Genomic DNA, 18,197 nt, shown 5'->3' with positions numbered 1-18,197 from the left:
ACAAGGTAGCCGCATGAAATATCTTCACACTATGATTCGAGTAAAAGACTTAGATGCATCAATGCGATTTTATTGCGATTTATTAGGACTAAAAGAAGTGCGCCGCTATGACAGCGAAAAAGGTCGCTTCAGTCTTATTTTTCTCGCCGCGCCAGACGACTACGACATGGCAACAAGCAAGCAAACCCCGACCATAGAATTAACTTATAACTGGGATGCCGAAGAGTATTCCGGTGGCCGTAATTTTGGCCACCTCGCGTTTGCGGTTGACGACATTTATGCCAGCTGCCAAAAACTAATGGACGGCGGAGTCACAATTAGTCGACCTCCGCGTGACGGCCACATGGCCTTTGTGCGTTCACCAGACCTGATCTCTATTGAACTGCTACAGCGCGGCGAAGCGTTGTCACCGCAAGAACCGTGGCTGTCTATGGCTAATACCGGCGAGTGGTAGTTAAAAAATACCGAAGAACCAACCGCCGCTGCTGAGGTCTTTCTCACAGCGGTTAAGCTGACTGCCGTAGGTTGCCGCCCGCGCTGACACCTTAGCGGCAACCCTTTTCAACCAGGGCTTATTATCAAATGAGCGTTTTTTAAAACCACCATGACCTTCGTGGTAAGCCATATACAGACTATAAGTGTCGGTATTACTAATGCCGTTTATTTTGCCACTGGTATTGTTATACCAAGCGATAAAATCTATGGCGTCGGCAAAATCATCTCGGTCCGCGCCCCAATTCCCAGACTTATCAATATACCAGTCCCAAGTGCCGTCTTTAGCCTGTGGGTAGCCATAGGCATCTGACATCCTTCCTGCGGGAATAAAGCCTAACCAATATTTCTTTGGTGGCTTAGCATTAGCGACAAAACGCGACTCCTGATGCATAATTGCCATCATTATCGGAATAGGAGAGTTCCATTTTTTGGACGCATCTTTTGCGTCGCCGTACCAACCACTTTTCTCACGGAAAATCGCGCACACATCACCCGGGTTGCGCGGCGGCGACGTGGTACAAGCCGTCACTGACAATAGTAGTAAGGCTAAGCAAAGAAGTCTCATATCGAGCTGCCCGTGCTGGCGAACACCGCAAGTAAGCCCTGCTCGTCAATCACCTTCACACCCAATGCCTCCGCTTTCGCTAATTTAGAGCCGGCACTCGTGCCAGCGGCAACGCAATCTGTCTTCGCCGACACGCTACTGGCAACTTTTGCCCCAAGCGCCTGTAATTTCTCCTTGGCATCACTGCGGGTCATCGTCTCTAGATTACCGGTCAGCACCCATGTTTGGCCAGCCAGTGGCTGTTCGCCGTCCAGCTTCTGGGCGCTCGGCCAGTGTACACCGCGCTCACTTAACTGGCGGACCACCACCCGATTAAACTCGCTGGCGAAAAATGCATGTATATGGCTCGCCACAATGGGACCCACGTCTTCAACTTCGATCAGCTGTTCTTCCGGCGCCGCCATCAACTCTGGTAAGCCGCCAAAATGACGTGCCAAATTCAGCGCGGTTGCCTCACCGACTTCGCGAATACCCAGCGAGTAAAGAAAGCGCTGCAATGTGGTGGCACGAGATTTCTCCAGAGCGGCGATTAAGTTGTCCGCAGATTTCTGCCCCATACGCTCCAAGTTCGCAATTTTTTCAACTGTCAGCAGATACAAATCGGCAACGGTTTCTATTAATCCCGCATCGACAAACTGTTCGACCAGTTTATCGCCAAGGCCATCGATATCCATGGCCTTGCGACTGGCAAAATGTTTGATCGCTTCTTTGCGCTGAGCCCCACAAACCAAGCCGCCACTGCAGCGTAAGACCGCCTCGCCTGGGGCGCGCTCCAATGGACTATCGCACACGGGGCAATACTTTGGCGCAATAATGGCGGAGGCGGTATCGGGCCGACGCTCCAACACCACCTGAACAACTTTGGGAATAACGTCACCGGCGCGTCGCACCACAACGGCGTCTCCGATCATCACACCCAGACGTTCAATCTCGTCGAAATTATGAAGCGAGGCGTTGCTAACCGTGACTCCGCCCACGAACACTGGCTCAAGCTTGGCCACCGGCGTTACCGCTCCGGTGCGACCAACCTGAAACTCCACATCCCTAAGCACGGTAATTTCTTCTTGGGCGGGAAATTTGTGGGCAATAGCCCAGCGTGGCGCCCGCGAAACAAAGCCCAACTGCGCCTGCAAGGCAAGCGAATCCACTTTAAACACTATGCCATCAATATCGTAGGCCAAGCTATCACGTCGCTGTAACAGAGCATGATAATAGCTAACACAGCCCTCAATAGAATCGACCACCTGCAGCTCGGGGCTCACCAAAAAACCCCACTCGCGCAAGCGCTGTAAACCTTCGCTATGGCTAGTAAACAGCGCGTCGCCATCTTGCTGAGCAATACCGTAGCAGCTCATCTCCAAGGGACGCTTGGCAGTAATACGGCTATCTAGCTGGCGCAAACTGCCCGCCGCCGCATTGCGCGGATTGACGAACACCTTAGCGTCGCTCTCCCGCGCCACCGCATTGATACGCTCGAACCCTGCTCGGGGCATATATATTTCGCCACGAACTTCCAGATCATCGGGCCAGTCACTGCCGCGCAAGCGCAAAGGAATCGAGCTTATGGTTTTCACATTCTGAGTGATATCTTCGCCAATCTGACCGTCGCCTCGGGTTGCGCCCCGAACGAGCACACCGTCCACATAGAGCAAGCTCACCGCAATACCATCTAATTTTGGCTCGCAGGCATAGTTCAATGTGAAGCCGTCGTCTAACCGGGATTTCACCCGGCGATCAAAATCCAGTAATTCCTGCTCAGAAAAGACGTTATCAAGTGACAACATTGGGGTTTCGTGGCGCACTTGGCTGAAGGAAGGTAGCGGCGCTGCTCCCACCCGCTGTGAAGGTGAATCTGGGGCTAACCAGTCGGGATGAGTCGTTTCAATTGCCAGCAGCTCATTAAACAGACGATCGTATTCAGCATCCGGAATTAACGGCGCATCGAGCACATAATATTGGTAGCTATGGTGGTGGAGCTGATCGCGAAGCGCCATTAGGCGCTCACGCAGGGGACTGTCAGACATTCAAAACGCCGTTATTATCGTGCACCGCTCAATCACATCAGGGTTAGCTGACGACGTTCGAAATCTCGGATGCGTTGTTTATAGTGCTCAAGGGTTTGCTTAGTTGCCACACTATGAGTCTGATCGCGCAGCTCGCCCTCAAGATTTTTAACTAGGCAGCGCGCCGTTTCAACCATTGCCTCGTAAGCCTTGATACTCTCTCTCGGCCCAGGCAAATGCATAAAGAACACGACACCAGGTGTACTGAATTCATCAATTTCATCTAAGTTGAAATTTCCTGGCTCTACTAAATTAGCCACACTAAACTGAATTTGGCCGGTGCCGTCGGAATTCTCATAACGATGAAAAATACTCATCTTTCCATAACGGACATCACAGGCCATCAAAATTTGGAGCAGATCATTGCCCTTAAATGGCTTACCTTCCGGCGCCATGGCATTGATAACCAGCAGCTCGTGATGCTCTGAAGGAACCGTATCTTCTTTGCTGAAACCGGCTTTATCCGCGGTCGCCGGAGTCACATGCTTAGGGGTATCGTCTGAATCTGCACGCATTGGCAGCTCTTCGTCATCATCAGCTTCAGAGGACGACCAACCTGCAACCACTTCGTCTTCATCATCGTCATCATCTGTCTTTGAACGATATTCATCGGCGGGGTCAGTAAACAAAATATCGTCTTCCGGCTCAGCCTCAATTTCTAGCTTAACGCTATCATCACCAAGATCATCAACCTGTTCAATATCATCTTGCGTCTTGAACTCAGGCTCCTGACGCGCCTTAGGCACCGCAGCTGGAACCCGCTTCATATGAAGGCTAGGGGTCTCTCTTACAGCCACCACTCTTGCGCTCGATGGCAACTCGGGATTGGATAGTTCATCGTCATCTTGACGAATTTTTGAACTTAATCGAACGGTATCGCGACGGTCTTTGCGCATACGCCGGACACCGTCAAGAAGCACCGCCGTCGCCAGCAGAGTCCCAATAATAATCAACCAATCTCTGACATTGAGATCCATTACCTAGCCCTTAATTGACCGTAGTGGCCATATCTTCAAAAAATTTGCTTTGGCGTTGGATAAAATTCTATCGCTATTGTTCCACGCGATTTAGTAAATATCCAGATTTTAGCTATATTGCGTCGCTTTACATCGCCGCCATTTCCGCTGCTTTTTCCAGATCTACCGATACCAAGCGGGAAACACCCGGCTCATGCATAGTCACACCCATAAGCTGATGCGCCATTTCCATGGCAATCTTATTGTGACTGATATAAATGAACTGCACCTCAGACGACATCTCTTTGACCAAACGAGCATAGCGACCAACATTGGCATCATCCAAGGGCGCGTCAACTTCATCAAGCATACAAAATGGCGCAGGGTTGAGACGAAATATCGAAAATACCAGCGCAATGGCACACAGCGCTTTTTCTCCACCCGACAGTAAATGAATTGTACTATTTCGTTTGCCCGGTGGCCGCGCCATTATTGAAATACCGGTGTTCAATAAATCATCGCCCGTCATTTCTAACGATGCACTGCCGCCACCAAACACTTTCGGAAATAAATCCTGCAAACCACCATTCACCTTGTCGAAGGTTTCTTTGAAGCGGTTGCGAGTCTCTTTATCGATACGGCGAATGGCGCCCTCTAGGGTCTCCAGCGCCTCAACCAAATCGTTGTTTTGCGCATCTAAGTAATTTTTGCGCTCAGATTGCTGCTTATATTCTTCTATCGCCGCGAGGTTAATGGGGCCTAGTCGCAAAATACGTCTACCAGCCTGCTCTAGAGACGCCAACCACTCAGCCTCGTTGGCATTTTCTGGCAGCGTGTCTAATACCGACTGCAAATCGAATTGCGCTTCTTGAAGCTGATCCTGCAAACCTTTGCGCCGGACATGTAGGCCCTGATTCTCAACCCTAGCCTGCTCTAAATTATTGCGCACGGTCTGCAGCCGCGACTCAATGCCATGACGCTTCTGCTCATTTTCACGAAGCTGATGATCGACCACTTCGAGAGCGCGACGAGACTCCGCCAGCTCTTCTTCAACCGCTAGGCGTTGCTCAAGACGGGCCTCTAACTCAATTTTTAAGTCATCAATCGGCGCGTCGTTTTCATCTAAGCTTGCCGCTAATTGCTCGCGACGCTCCTGAAATTGCGCCAACTGCTCTTCGGTTCGACCGATGTTTTGCAAGACCGAGTCGCGCTGAGTTCGCAAAGATTGGTGACGCATGGCCAACTGGTGGGCATGGTCCTTACTTTGTCGCGCCGTTTGCCGAGCAGCATCAAGTATGGCGCGGTTATTATCGCGCTCACTGAGCAGGGCTTCGCGCTTGCCCGAGTCCTGCTCCATAGATTCAATCGCTTCCTGCAAGATCATTCGCGCCTCGGCGACGGATTCCTGCTCGAGCTGAAATTGACTTCGCAAATCTTTGCCATCGCCATCTAATTGCTGACGACGGGCCAAGACCTGTTCGACACGTGCCTGCTGAGCACTGAGCTTGGCCTTAAGTTCGCTGTACTGACGATTAAATTGCTGCACTTCGCGATTAAGGTCTTCTCTACATTGCTCTTGGGTCTGAAGCAAAGTCTTGTCGGTATCTAGACCTTCAACAATGGTTTGTATACGAATATCAGCGGACGCTATTGCCTCGCGTAACTCCTGCAAATCCTGCTGGCGCTGCAATACGCCGCCTTGCTCGGTATTGCCGCGACTTACTCGCAGCCAGGTTGCACCAAGCCACAAGCCTTCGGGTGTGATAACAGATTCGTTGGCGGCCAAACTTGAACGCATAGCCAATGCGGCTATTAAATCGTCTGCAACACGAACACTACCAAGGATGCCCAACAAAGCCGCGTTGCCACTCACTTTATCCGCGAGCGACGCAGCCGAAGATGTCGATTTTGCCGCACCCTCAACAAAACACACACTGCCTTCTTTTAAACTATCTAGAATACTGCCAACACCTTCCAGCGATTCAACACATAGCGCTTGCAGTTGATCACCCAGCACGGTTTCGACCGCTTGCTGCCAACCCTCGGCAACTTGTAATTGCTCAGCTAAGCGTGGTGCGCTCGCCAAGCCTTGATCTTCAAGCCATTTACCTGTGGTTTTATCGCCCTGACCCAGCGCTGCTTGTTGCAGGGCTTCCAATGACGCCATGCGGCCGCGCATGCGCTGCAATTCACTTCGGCAGGCATCCAGTTCATCACTGGCCTGCGTAATACGCTCACGGCATTCGCTAATCTGCGGAATAATCTGCTCGTGACGCTCTTGCGCGGATGACGACTCTAATTCAAGCTCGGCAACTTCTTGCTGCAGTATTTCAATGTCGTCGTCAGTATCTTCGACGTTCAAACCGCGACGTTCTAGATCGAGCTTTTCAATGCGTTCTTGGAGACGCTGCAAACTCATTTCCAAGTGCTGAATACGAGACTGCTCTACTTCGGCGCGCTGACGGGGGCCCGCGGCCAATTGGTTGAACTCATCCCAGCGATGCTGCCAAGACTGCATGGCATCTTCTGCGCCAGCCAAGGCCTCTGCAGCGTTCTCTTCGGAGGCTTCGGTAATTTCCAGTTCTGGCTCGATCTCGGCGATTTCTTCTTGCCACAGGGCGATCTTTTCACGATCGTCCTCGAGATGACGGGTGGTTTCTTGTACATTCACGCTTAGCTGTTGCAGATCTGCATCTAATTGCTGACGGCGCTGCTGCTGATGCTGGATACCCTGCTCAGCACGCGCTATTTCAGCGCCGATACTGTAGAAGCGGCCCTGCACTTCGTTAAACGTATCATTGAGTTGACTATGCTGATCTCTGGCCTGCTCTATGCCAGTATTTAAACCCACCTGCTCAGTGACAATCGCTTCACGCTCAAGCTCAAGACGATTGATATCTTGTTCTTTTAAACCAGCCTGATCATCCAAGGCCTTCCATTGCAAAACCTGCAATTGCGCCTTTAATAAACGCTCTTCTTTTTTATACTCGGTGTACTTTTCTGCCGCAGCCGCCTGACGCTGTAAGTGCTGTAACTGGCGCCCTAATTCATCGCGAAGGTCTGTCAGTCGCTCTAAGTTTTCTTGCGTTCGACGCATCCGATTTTCGGTTTCTCGACGACGCTCTTTATATTTTGAAATACCGGCGGCTTCTTCAAGAAATACCCGTAACTCCTCAGGCTTAGATTCAATCAGCCTAGAAATCATACCCTGTTCAATAATGGCGTAACTGCGCGGCCCCAGGCCCGTACCCAGAAAAATATCGGTAATATCGCGACGCCGACACTTGGTGCCATTTAGGTAGTACTCAGAAACAGCTTCCCGTGTCACTTTGCGTCGAATGGCAATTTCGTCGTAGGCGGCGTATTCGCCACCCAACTTTTTATCGCTGTTATCGAACACCAATTCAATACTCGCCTGCCCCACTGGTTTGCGATTGACCGACCCGTTAAAAATAACATCTGTCATCGACTCGCCACGTAGATTTTTGGCCGAGCTTTCCCCCATCACCCAACGCACAGCATCGATAATATTTGATTTACCACAGCCATTGGGCCCAACTACCGCCGACAGATTCGTCGGAAAATGGGCCGTAGTCGGGTCTACAAAGGATTTAAAACCCGCTAATTTGATACTTTTAAGACGCATAAACCAATAACCAACACTCTATGATGCTGCCACGCTGAGTTTTATTATATTCTCGAGGCAACAACAGGATAAATTTGCGCAAAGCGCGATTATAGCGATAGCTGCGAGGACTGACAGCAGTATTTGTGACTTTATGAGCAGCAAAACCGTTTCTGGCTAGCTCCCCTGCACCTCAGCAATCAACAAACTCAATGGATCGCTGAGCTTCGCCGGCTCTATTTTTACAGGCTTAGCGACCCAATCCCCGTCGCGACGAATAGCTGTCCCGGCAAGGCTTATATGCGCAGACAATACCAGCTCAGAAAAATCTTCCAAACTCATTCCCTGTCGAATCACATCAGCATCGGTGAGCTGCAGACTAATAGGCCATTGCTGTCCGGTCAACAAAGGTACGCGCAACGCCGCCACCGGCATAGGATTGCCATCGCTACTTTTGGCAACCACAAACAATATACCTTGCGGGACAACGCCTAACTCCGACGCCACGCTGACGCTCAGCTCCAGTGACTGTAAATTTCCCGCTTCTTCTGCGAGACGCTTAGCTTCTGCTATTCCGCCACTAATTAAGTCAATCTCAGAAGAATCTGGCGGTAATTGAGTGAGCAGCTTTTGCCAGTGCGACAAGGCATCCAGATAACGACCGCTTGCAAAGGCATCAATGCCCAACACTCCGAGCGCCGTCCCTTGCATGGGGTTAATCGCCAAGGCCCTATCAAGCAAGCTGCGGGTTTCGCCATCGACTTTTCGCCCCCCGACCAAATACCGGGCCTGCCCTAATTGCGCTAACACATTGGGATCTTCCGGATACAGCGCCGCTAGTCGCTGGTAATAAGGCAGCGCACCGGCAAAATCACCTTGCTGACGAAATAGCGACGCCATCATCATTAAATGTTCGGCGCTGTCTGGCCGCCGCGCTAAAATAGCATCTACTAGCTCTTGATAACGCTCCCAGCGCAGGTCGTCAGCACCCTCGCTAACGATCTCTGCCTGTAGTTGTTGCAGGGCTATATCTTGTCGATAGCCAAGGCGATCGTAAATAATCAACGCAGTAGCCGGTATCAACACCAGTACGGCCAAAATATAGCCGCGTCTAGAGCGCTGCACCGGAGCATATCCACCACTCGTAGATTCGGCGACCAACTGGCGATCTAGCTCACGCTCTAGTTCTGCCAACTGCCCTGAATCAATAAGCCCGGATGCTAAATCAGCGGCCAGCTCACGCTGACGTTGGCGATAGAAATCACGCTGGGCGCTGCGATGAAGTTGTTGATCTGTTTGGCTTGTTTGCCGGCTTCGTAAAGACAGTAAAACTAATATGCCTGCCAGCAAAAATAAACTGGCAATACCAAGGTAGAGGCTAATCATGGTCGGTCCCCCGAATGCTTTCCATCCGCATCGTCGCTCAGCAGTTCTTGCAAGCGCTCCTGTTCAACCGTCGACAGCGAGACATCGCTAGGGACTTGCCGACGTTTGCGGCCAGACGCCATCCGCCACCACACCAAGCAACCCAATATTAACAAGCCTAGGGGCGCGAACCAGAGCACCGCGGTTTGACCGCTAAAGCGAGGACGATACAAAATAAAGTCACCATAGCGGTCGACCATGTATTGAGTGATCTCTATGTCAGATTTATCGTCCATAATCATGCGATGAATCTGCCGACGTAAATCCACCGAGATGGCCGAGTCGGAACCAGATAAATTCTGATTCTGGCATTTGGGGCAACGCAACTCTTGGGTAAACGCGTGGTAGCGTTTTTCCTGCAGGGGTGTATCGAACTGATAGGTCTCTATAACCGCCGCAGCGGATAGGCTCAATACCATTAAAACGCAGCTTAAAATGATGGCTTTCATTGTGTCGGTCCCTGCCCGTTCAATTCAGCAATCCGTGGCGCGAACTCCTTATCCCACACCCTTTGCTCTAAAGCGCCCTGGTAGCGAAACCGAACAGTTCCAGACGCATCAACCAAATAGGTTTCTGGCGCACCGGTGACACCAAGATCCAAACCCAAAGAGCCGTCCTCATCAAATAAAGTCACAGTATAGGGGTCACCTTTCTGAACTAACCAGCGTTTGGCAGCCTCTGCGTCATCCTTGTAATCGATACTGACAATTTTCACGCCCTGCTCGGCAAGCTTCATTAGGAATGGGTGTTCAAAATGACAAGTAGGGCACCACGTTGCCCAGACGTTCAGCAAGAACAACTCGCCGACGATCTGCGCTTTATCGATGAGGCGACCATCGTCTAAGGCCGGTTCGGAAAACTCGGGAAGCGGTTTATCTACCAAAGCCGATGGCAAGTCTGTCGGCGCATAATCGCCGCTGAGTACACGACGCTCAACACCAAAAAACACTGCGGCTAAAAGAGCAAAAATCAGTAAGGGCAAAAACAATTTAAGTCGTTGCATTGTTTTCTCCCTTTTCATCGAGCACTACTTTTTGAGCTGGACGATAACGCTTGTCACAGATCGCCAACAAGGCGCCGATAGCCATTAATATAGACCCCAACCAGATCCAGCGAATAAACGGTTTCACATGTATACGCACCGCCCACGCGTCTTTGCCAACAGGCTCACCCAGGGCGATAAACACATCTCGCGTCAATCCGGCATCGATTGCTGCCTCAGTCATTACCTGACCGCTGCGGGCGTGATAACGCCGTTTCTCTGGGTGCATTTCAGCAATGAAGTTGCCATCCTGCCAAAGCGTAAACCCACCTCGCTGGCCTTGGTAATTGGGGCCCTGAATGGCTTGCACAGAATCAAAGCTCACCTCGTACGAAAATGCCGTTTCAGTGCGCTCTCCGACCATCATGCGAATATCTTGTTCATTGTTAAAACTGGTCACCATTCCGACGCCAAGCACACAGGAGGCAAAACCCAGATGCGCAATCAGCATTCCGTAATATGAGGGCGTCAGTCGACTTAACCCCTTCGCGAGGGTCGGCGCATTGCGGACTTTACTGCGCAGATTCACTAGACTGCTAAGCATTATCCAGGCCGCCAGTAACACACCAATCGTCGCGCCAATATGCACACTGCCACCAAACCAGCGCGGCAATATCAAGCCTAAAATAGCACTACTCACAAACGCAATGATCATTGGCTTTAGCCACGACGACGGTTTGCTGCGCTTCCATTGTGACGAGGGACCGATGCCGACCACCAGAGCCGTTAAGCACATTAAGGGTACAAAAATGGCATTAAAATACGGTGGCCCCACCGAGTACTTACCCAAGCCCGCAAAGTCCATAATCAGCGGGAATAAAGTACCGAGTAACACCGTCATTGCGGCGACCAGAAACAAGATATTGTTGACGAGTAATAAGGCTTCTCGGGACAGCCAAGTAAATGTGGGGGCGTTTTCGTTCGCTGGCGCTCGAAAGGCGTATAGGGTGAGCGAGCCGCCGACGACAATCACCAAAAAGGCAAGTATGAACATACCGCGAGTGGGGTCAGCAGCGAAAGCATGCACTGAGGTAAGCACACCTGAGCGGACCAAAAACGTACCCAGCAAGCTCAGCGAGAATGCAAATATTGCTAGCAACAAAGTCCAGCTCTTAAAGACACCGCGCTTTTCGGTCACTGCCAAGGAATGTATTAGCGCGGTACCCACCAACCACGGCATGAAAGAGGCGTTTTCTACGGGGTCCCAAAACCACCAGCCGCCCCAGCCCAATTCGTAATAGGCCCACCAACTTCCCAAGGCGATACCAACGGTGAGAAATGCCCAGGCAATGTTTGTCCACGGCCGCGACCAGCGCGCCCAGCTAGCATCCATTCGGCCACTCATCAGTGCTGCAATAGCGAAGGCAAAAGCCACTGAAAAACCAACGTAGCCGACATATAGCATCGGCGGGTGAATCACCATTCCAGGATCTTGCAGAAGAGGATTTAAGTCTTGACCATCGGCGGGAGTATTTAGCAAATGGCGGGCAAAAGGATTAGACGTGAACAGTGAAAAACTAAAGAACCCAACCGCAATCATGCCCATTACCGAGAGCACCCGCGCAAGTATATCTTGGGGCAATTGCCGTGAAAAAATCGCGACGGCTACCGTCCACAAAGCTAGGATCTGCAGCCACAATACTAATGAACCTTCGTGGCCGCCCCAGAGGGCGCTGAACTTATAGGCCGCCGGCAACAGGGTATTCGATTGCGCAGCGACAATATCAACAGAAAAATCATCAGTTAAAAAAGCATAGAACAAACAGCCAATCGCAATACTTGTAAATAGGCACTGCGCAAAACTTAAATAACGGCCGGAGCGCATCGCCAGCTGGTCACCGCTGTAAACTCCCCAAAGCGGCAGAACAGCCAATGCAAGCGCAAAACAAAAACCGAGTATTAAGGCAACGTGGCCGATTTCAACAATCACAGATTACCCCTTCTCTTGTTTTTCAGCACGACTGGCCGCAGATTTTTCTAAAGCGTCACTGACTTCTGGCGGCATATAGTTTTCATCATGCTTTGCCAGTACTTCGCTCGCATAAAAAACACCGTCTTCCCCTAATTTACCAGACGCCACTACGCCCTCACCTTCGGCAAACAAATCTGGCAGAATTCCTTCGTACTCGACCGTGACAACAGCGCTGTAATCAGTGACAACAAAGCGCATTTTCAAACTATCGCTGGCGCGCACTACACTGCCTTCCTGAACCATGCCGCCGGCGCGAATTGCCTTACCCACTGGTGCTTTGCCAGCCGCAATATCAGCTGGGGGATAAAATAGATTTATATTTTCCTTTAAGGCATAACCCAGTAAGCCAGCCGCAAGACTGGCCACAATCAAAATAAATATGATAATCAAAAGGCGCTGTTTGCGCTGAGGATGCATAGCCATAACCGTCTCTTCACTACATCGAAGCCGCTGACAATAAGTAGCGGGAATTTAATTTGTGCTGGTTAACGACGCTTTTTTACGTCGCACAATAGCGCGAATATGCTGCTCAGCTTGGCGACGGCGGCGGCGCGCCACCCAAAGCAAGGCGCTGAGCACGAACAAACTTGCGCCGTAGCAAAACCACACATAGCTGCCGTGGCCGCTCATTGTGAGCAGATCGCCAAAACTATCAAAATACATTTAGCGAGACTCTCCGCAGATAAGGTTTTGCACCCAGCGAGTATTCTTTTCGCGATTCAAAATCTCAGCACGGGTAAACAACAGCAACACCCAGCCAAAAAACAAATACATGCCACTCAAGGTCGCCATCAGGGGTCGCAACATGGTGGGGTGTATCGTCGACTGACCGGTAAAGCTAATACTGGCAGGCTGATGCAAGCTGTACCACCACTCAACAGACCAGTAAATGATAGGAATGTTCACCGCGCCGACAATAGCAAGTACCGCACAGGCTTTAGCGGCCGCGTCGCGATTTTCAAATGCCTGATGTAAAGCAATGATACCTAAATATAAAAAGAACAAAATCAGCACTGAGGTAATACGCGCATCCCACACCCACCAAGTACCCCATGTTGGCTTTCCCCAGACTGCGCCAGTTAATAATGCAAGGAAGGTCAGCGAGGCGCCGATAGGTGCAATCGCTTTCATGACCATGGCCGCCAACTTCATGCGCCAGATCAAGTGGATGGCGCCGGCAATCGCCATCGTCATATAAGCACCCATTGCCACCGCCGACGCGGGAACATGAATATAAATAATCCGGAAGCTATTGCCTTGCTTATAATCGGGTGGCACAAACGCCAAGCCCCAAACAATACCACCAAGCAATAATAGCAACGACAGCGTTGCCAGCCAGGGCAAAAGGCGACCACTAAACTGATAAAACCAGCGTGGAGAGCCCCATTTATGGAAGGTTGAGCTAATAGACAAAGCAGTATTCTCTTTTTAAAAGCTATTTAGACACTGATAGCTCAGCGCAAAAGTGGGACATTATACCCTAGCCTGACCGCGATTTAGACAGGCCCTGACATACTTAAATACAACAATATTGATTTTTGCCGCTTGCTAAAACTACTGATCAACACTAATTCGCAAAGCACCACAAATCGCCAGTGGCGATAACGCTAGCGCCGCCAGAAAAAACACTCCTAACATTGCAAGCTGCGGCAAATAGGGGCCGCCCTCAACTGCCGCTTTGACTGCGCTGCTGCCAAAAATAAGTACCGGGATGTAAAGTGGCAATACGATGAGCGACAACAACAAGCCGCCCTTGCGAAGCCCTACCGTTAATGCGGCGCCAATAGCGCCTATAAAACTGAGCACACTGGTGCCCAAAATCAAGCTCATCATTAGCGGTAGCATCCCCGCCGGGGGCAAATGCAAGAGGATACCCAACACCGGTGACAAAAGACTCAAGGGCAAGCCGGTCATTAGCCAATGTGCCACTGTTTTAGCTAATACTTGTGGATAAAGCGGCTGATGGGTAAGTAACATTTGCTCTAGGGTCGCATCATCGAAGTCGCCCTTAAACAAACTGTCCATGGCGAGCAGCGACGCTAGCAGCGCAACAACCCATAAAATGCCGGGTGCCAGCTCGGCAAGACGATCTGGCTGTGGGCCAATCCCAAGGGGAAATAAGGCGCACACCATCACAAAAAACACTAGGGGGTTAGACCATTCACTACCGCGCCGCAGTGATGCAACAACATCACGCAGCAGTACTGCAAACACCAATTTAATCAGTCTAGGATTAGACATTGGCGGCCGCTCCCAAATTGATGACCTTAAAGTCCTGGGAGAAGTTAAGACTGTGATGGGTAGTTAATAATATCGCTCCGCCATCACTTACAAAATCGCTTAGCCACTTCTCGATCTCGGCCACGCCGCGCTGATCTATGGCGGTAAAGGGTTCATCCAGAATCCAGAGACTAGCGGGAATACAGAATAAGCGCGCCAAGTTCGCCCTGCGCTGCTGACCGGCTGACAAGGAGAAACACGGTTGCTCTTCAAAACCACCCAAACCGACTTTGTCGAGCGCAGCCATAATGAGGGCATCGCTATCGGCAAGCCCGCGTAAAGCACACGACCAGCGCAAATTTTCAAGCGGACTCAGCACTGCTTTTATACCAGCGCCGTGGCCGATATACAGTAACTGCTGCAAATAATCGTGGCGCTGTCGCTGCAAAGATTTACCCTGCCATAAAACATCGCCTTCGTAGCGACTCGACAGGCCAGCCAAAATGCGGAGCAAACTCGTCTTACCACTGCCATTTGGGCCAGCAATTTGTAAAAGCTGGCCCGCATTGAGCTGAAAGCACAAATCTGAAAACAGCACCCGATCATCTCGCTCGCTGAATAACTGTTTAACTTCCAGGCCTGTAATTGCCAAAACCACTCCCGCTTATCCACGCACAGACATGTCGACGACATGCGTAAAATCGCCGCCAAGTATATACGAAACTATGGAAATTTAGTGCCTAAAACGAGAGCCCAAGCTATTTGCAGGCAAACACCTGCGCACGATTAGCAATTGACTCAACGAGACTTGCCATCACTGTCGCTAGCGCGATCGCGCTCCCAGCTTTCAAAATCTTGGGTTACCAAATCAAGATAACTTAGCGCTTTGTCTAATTCCGCAGAATAACCCTTAGCGCGAAATTTCATTAAGCGCTGACGCACCCAACTCAGCTCGCTCACCAAATTACTGATATTGCTATCCGCGGCCACCTGCAAAGCAAGACTCGGGCTTACGGCAGGTGCTGACTGAGGAGTCAGTGCAGCCAGGTCGGCACCAATCGTCTCGAACTGACTACCGCGATAAGCTCGAAAGGCCCCAGAATCGTAGCGGGTCTGGGGGGCAGTTAAATCATCTGGATTACTTGCCTGAAGCGGGGTAAAGCTCGCACTTTCATAGTTTAAAACCGAGGGCGCCGAATCCGAGAGTTGACTAGTTCTGGGCTGCAAGCGACCGTCAAAAAAAACGCTCAGCGGGTCAGTGTAGCTATCAACTGGGTTATTAGCCGCAGACGGGCTATTGTTGCGATCAGCCGCGCGCAGTAAGCGCGATTTTAATTCGCCATCGACGGCACTTGGCGTCTGATGATTAATGCGACGCGCCAGCATCAGCTCTAAAGCCCCAATAGCAGCCACTAGCAATGACACCAAACTCGGCGTCATTGAGATCCGTCGGGTGCGGACACGCTCCATAACGCGCTCAGCTAACTGGGCGCATTCCACCAGCTCAGTCATCTTTAAAACCGTTGCGCCGCCATAGAGGGTATGGAAGCCTCTGTGGATATCGTCAAGTATTCTCTGGCCATCGTAGCCATAACGCAATTCTGCAAGCTGCTCTGACAACCGCTGAACAATCTCCTCTGCTTCCGCGAGGAAAATCGCCAAAATACCTTCGTGCTCTTGTTCGTTCACACTAAGCTCCACGTTATTGTCAGACAGCTAAACAGCACATCCACCAATCATGGTAAATTATTATATTTAGCGGCACCGCCTCAATCACTGACGCGGCACTTACCCGTCATTATCACCGATCGCCGCCGCCAAGGATGTCGGCTACATCACACTTACACGGTATCGTGTCATATACCGTTAAGTTAGATTTACTCTGGAAAAGCAAGGGGACTACACGGGTAATATCAAGCAGACTGCCGTGTTTAGGACTTTGATCTGGGGTTGCCGATAACAGCCAGAATTTTATTTTCCAGCATCGCCGCCGTAAAGGGTTTAACCATATACGCATCTACCCCGGCCTGCGCCGCGGCGATAATTTGTCCGCGCTGGGCGTCAGCGGTAATCATCAATACCCGGATATGCGTTAAGTTACTGTCTGCCCTGATCGCCCGCAGCAGATCTAAACCGGACATCCTCGGCATAATCAAATCAGTAATAACTAAATCAAAGCGTTGGTTGTGGAGCATGGGGAGCGCCGACAAGCCATCTTCCGCTTCACTAATATAACGATACCCCAAGTCAGTGAGTAAATTACAAATAATACGTCGCATTGAAGAAAAGCTTTCCACCACCAATATCCGCATCTCAGCCGGCGAATACGACTCCGAGACAACAGGGTCTATTTCCTCATGATTACCCCTAAAGGGGTTTGGGCTTAAATCCCGAAGATCATCACTCATTAATGTTGAGCCACCGGGTCATCAGCCGCCGTGTTGAGCGCTAATAAGCGCTCAACAAAAAATACTAAATGCCCCTGCGCCTTGGCTGGCAAAGGCCAAGTTTGCACCTGTTTTGCTAACTCCCTCAATGCCCTGGCAGAGGGACTACTTGGCGCCGCCAAGATCACTGGCTCTTGCTGGCGTACAGCCTCTCTAAGCTTCAAATCAAACGGCACCGTACCTGCGTAGATCAAGCCGACGTCCAAAAATTGGCCACAAACCTGATTCAAACTTTCAAAAAGTTGGCGCCCCTCCTGCTCATCGGCAACCATATTCGCCACAATACGGAACCGACTGCGACCAAAATCGCGATTCAACAATTTAATGAGTGCGTAAGCATCTGTTATCGAACTTGGTTCGTTGCAGACCACCATTAAGACTTCGTGTGCAGCAGACAGAAAATTGACCACAGAGTCTGAGATGCCCGCAGCGGTATCAATGACCAAGACATCCAATTGACCGGCAATATCGCTAAAAGCGCGAATTAAACCTGCGTGTTCTAGGGAGCTGAGCATACTTAAGCGTCGCGTTCCCGACGACGCCGGAATAATTTTTATGCCCGCAGGGCCTGTCAGTAAAATATCCTGCAGCGAACACTGACCATCTAAGACTTGCTCTATGGTATTTAACGCTTTGAGCCCAAGCAGCACATCGACATTTGCCAGACCAAAATCCGCATCCAAAAGCACCACCCTTGAACCATTTTCTGCCAGCGCGACACTGAGATTGATAGCGACATTACTTTTACCAACGCCACCTTTACCGCCACTTACGGCGATCACTTGAATTGCCCGAGTCATGATAGCTTCGCTGGCAATTCAGCGTTGTTAAACATATTCTCGCGCCAAGGAAAGCCCCACATTCTGCGACTGTGTTCGCCAACCTGGTCGGCATTACACATCGCCATAATTTTCTTTAGCAAGCGCTGATCCACTGCATGAACATCAACGAGGAGGACAAATAAATTACTCGCGGCATAAGGACGGTAATCATCGAAGCTAGGGTTGTTCTGCATCAATCCGAGAAAACCGCCCTCCCAGGCACCAAAGGACAGCAGGGTAATGGGCAGCGAATACATAATAATAGTCCGCGCCAAGCCCTCATCAACAGTGAAAAGCGTTAAGACAAACACGGCCAATAATACACCCAAGCAAAAGCCCCAGAAACCACCCCGCCACGCTCCGCCAAGCATATTGGTCAGCATCAGCGGGGAGGCCAGCGGCAGCCCAAGGCGCTGAACATCGGCAGCCGCAGCGGTAAAAATCCACCAGCGCCAGCCATTCAAATGCGGTTGATTAAGCATTTCAACAATTTCGCAAAGCCCGTCGTGATCGCGACTTAAAAATACCAGCCTACGTTTCATTATTCTTCATCTCCCGGGTAGCCA

Annotated in this window: 18 protein-coding genes; 1 reads left to right on the top strand and 17 read right to left on the bottom strand. The window is 50.8% G+C overall.

Annotated elements, in window-relative coordinates:
• Nucleotides 1-13 precede the first annotated feature (13 nt).
• Nucleotides 14-454: a lactoylglutathione lyase gene (gene gloA, locus AB4875_RS09360; RefSeq protein WP_368375797.1), complete on the top strand. Its 441-nt coding sequence runs from the start codon at nucleotides 14-16 to the stop codon at nucleotides 452-454.
• On the opposite strand, the gene AB4875_RS09355 is transcribed toward gloA, so the two are convergent.
• The 17 genes from AB4875_RS09355 to AB4875_RS09275 all read right to left on the bottom strand — a co-directional run bounded on the left by AB4875_RS09355 (nucleotide 455) and on the right by AB4875_RS09275 (nucleotide 18,173).
• A complete protein-coding gene (locus tag AB4875_RS09355; protein ID WP_368375796.1) occupies nucleotides 455-1,060 on the bottom strand; it encodes a transglycosylase SLT domain-containing protein in 606 nt (201 codons plus the stop codon). It abuts the gene before it with no gap.
• Nucleotides 1,057-3,084 carry an NAD-dependent DNA ligase LigA gene (gene ligA / locus AB4875_RS09350; protein ID WP_368375795.1) on the bottom strand — a complete coding sequence of 676 codons (2,028 nt, stop codon included), beginning with the start codon at nucleotides 3,082-3,084 and terminating at the stop codon, nucleotides 1,057-1,059. Before ligA ends, AB4875_RS09355 begins: the two co-directional genes overlap by 4 nt.
• Nucleotides 3,085-3,116: 32 nt before the next feature.
• The gene (zipA, locus tag AB4875_RS09345) at nucleotides 3,117-4,100 is read right to left on the bottom strand and encodes a cell division protein ZipA (RefSeq protein ID WP_368375794.1); all 984 of its coding nucleotides are present in this window, start codon (nucleotides 4,098-4,100) and stop codon (nucleotides 3,117-3,119) included.
• Between the two features lie 127 nt (nucleotides 4,101-4,227).
• Nucleotides 4,228-7,725: a chromosome segregation protein SMC gene (gene smc / locus AB4875_RS09340; RefSeq protein WP_368375793.1), complete on the bottom strand. Its 3,498-nt coding sequence runs from the start codon at nucleotides 7,723-7,725 to the stop codon at nucleotides 4,228-4,230.
• Between the two features lie 156 nt (nucleotides 7,726-7,881).
• Nucleotides 7,882-9,090, bottom strand: a complete 1,209-nt coding sequence (gene ccmI, locus AB4875_RS09335) for a c-type cytochrome biogenesis protein CcmI (RefSeq protein ID WP_368375792.1) — start codon at nucleotides 9,088-9,090, stop codon at nucleotides 7,882-7,884.
• Nucleotides 9,087-9,578, bottom strand: coding sequence for a cytochrome c-type biogenesis protein (locus AB4875_RS09330; protein ID WP_368375791.1), 492 nt, complete (start codon nucleotides 9,576-9,578; stop codon nucleotides 9,087-9,089). The genes ccmI and AB4875_RS09330 overlap by 4 nt, the downstream gene beginning before the upstream one ends.
• Nucleotides 9,575-10,132 (bottom strand): DsbE family thiol:disulfide interchange protein, encoded by a 558-nt coding sequence (locus tag AB4875_RS09325; protein WP_368375790.1) that lies wholly within the window; start codon nucleotides 10,130-10,132, stop codon nucleotides 9,575-9,577. Before AB4875_RS09325 ends, AB4875_RS09330 begins: the two co-directional genes overlap by 4 nt.
• A complete protein-coding gene (locus AB4875_RS09320) occupies nucleotides 10,119-12,101 on the bottom strand; it encodes a heme lyase CcmF/NrfE family subunit (RefSeq protein WP_368375789.1) in 1,983 nt (660 codons plus the stop codon). Before AB4875_RS09320 ends, AB4875_RS09325 begins: the two co-directional genes overlap by 14 nt.
• Nucleotides 12,102-12,104: 3 nt before the next feature.
• Nucleotides 12,105-12,560 carry a cytochrome c maturation protein CcmE gene (ccmE, locus tag AB4875_RS09315; RefSeq protein WP_368377066.1) on the bottom strand — a complete coding sequence of 152 codons (456 nt, stop codon included), beginning with the start codon at nucleotides 12,558-12,560 and terminating at the stop codon, nucleotides 12,105-12,107.
• A gap of 54 nt (nucleotides 12,561-12,614) precedes the next feature.
• Entirely contained in the window at nucleotides 12,615-12,806 is a 192-nt protein-coding gene (ccmD, locus tag AB4875_RS09310; RefSeq protein ID WP_368375788.1) for a heme exporter protein CcmD, read from the bottom strand.
• On the bottom strand, nucleotides 12,807-13,556 hold the full coding sequence (locus AB4875_RS09305) for a heme ABC transporter permease (RefSeq protein ID WP_438273524.1): 750 nt from the start codon (nucleotides 13,554-13,556) through the stop codon (nucleotides 12,807-12,809).
• A gap of 141 nt (nucleotides 13,557-13,697) precedes the next feature.
• Nucleotides 13,698-14,384: a heme exporter protein CcmB gene (gene ccmB / locus AB4875_RS09300; protein ID WP_368375787.1), complete on the bottom strand. Its 687-nt coding sequence runs from the start codon at nucleotides 14,382-14,384 to the stop codon at nucleotides 13,698-13,700.
• Nucleotides 14,377-15,015, bottom strand: a complete 639-nt coding sequence (gene ccmA, locus AB4875_RS09295; protein ID WP_368375786.1) for a cytochrome c biogenesis heme-transporting ATPase CcmA — start codon at nucleotides 15,013-15,015, stop codon at nucleotides 14,377-14,379. The genes ccmB and ccmA overlap by 8 nt, the downstream gene beginning before the upstream one ends.
• 146 nt (nucleotides 15,016-15,161) lie before the next feature.
• Complete coding sequence (locus AB4875_RS09290; protein WP_368375785.1) at nucleotides 15,162-16,052, bottom strand: Hpt domain-containing protein; 891 nt, start codon at nucleotides 16,050-16,052, stop codon at nucleotides 15,162-15,164.
• Nucleotides 16,053-16,294: 242 nt separating this feature from the next.
• Complete coding sequence (locus tag AB4875_RS09285) at nucleotides 16,295-16,675, bottom strand: response regulator (protein WP_368377064.1); 381 nt, start codon at nucleotides 16,673-16,675, stop codon at nucleotides 16,295-16,297.
• Nucleotides 16,676-16,770: 95 nt separating this feature from the next.
• Nucleotides 16,771-17,610 carry a MinD/ParA family ATP-binding protein gene (locus tag AB4875_RS09280; RefSeq protein ID WP_368375784.1) on the bottom strand — a complete coding sequence of 280 codons (840 nt, stop codon included), beginning with the start codon at nucleotides 17,608-17,610 and terminating at the stop codon, nucleotides 16,771-16,773.
• Nucleotides 17,607-18,173, bottom strand: a complete 567-nt coding sequence (locus AB4875_RS09275; RefSeq protein ID WP_368375783.1) for a hypothetical protein — start codon at nucleotides 18,171-18,173, stop codon at nucleotides 17,607-17,609. The genes AB4875_RS09280 and AB4875_RS09275 overlap by 4 nt, the downstream gene beginning before the upstream one ends.
• Nucleotides 18,174-18,197 lie beyond the last annotated feature (24 nt).

It is taken from the genome of Zhongshania sp. R06B22, assembly GCF_040892595.1.
In the GTDB taxonomy this organism is placed as follows: Bacteria; Pseudomonadota; Gammaproteobacteria; order Pseudomonadales; family Spongiibacteraceae; genus Spongiibacter; species Spongiibacter arctica.
The sequence above is the reverse complement of the archived record's forward strand: the minus strand, read 5'-3'. Positions and strand labels throughout refer to the sequence as shown.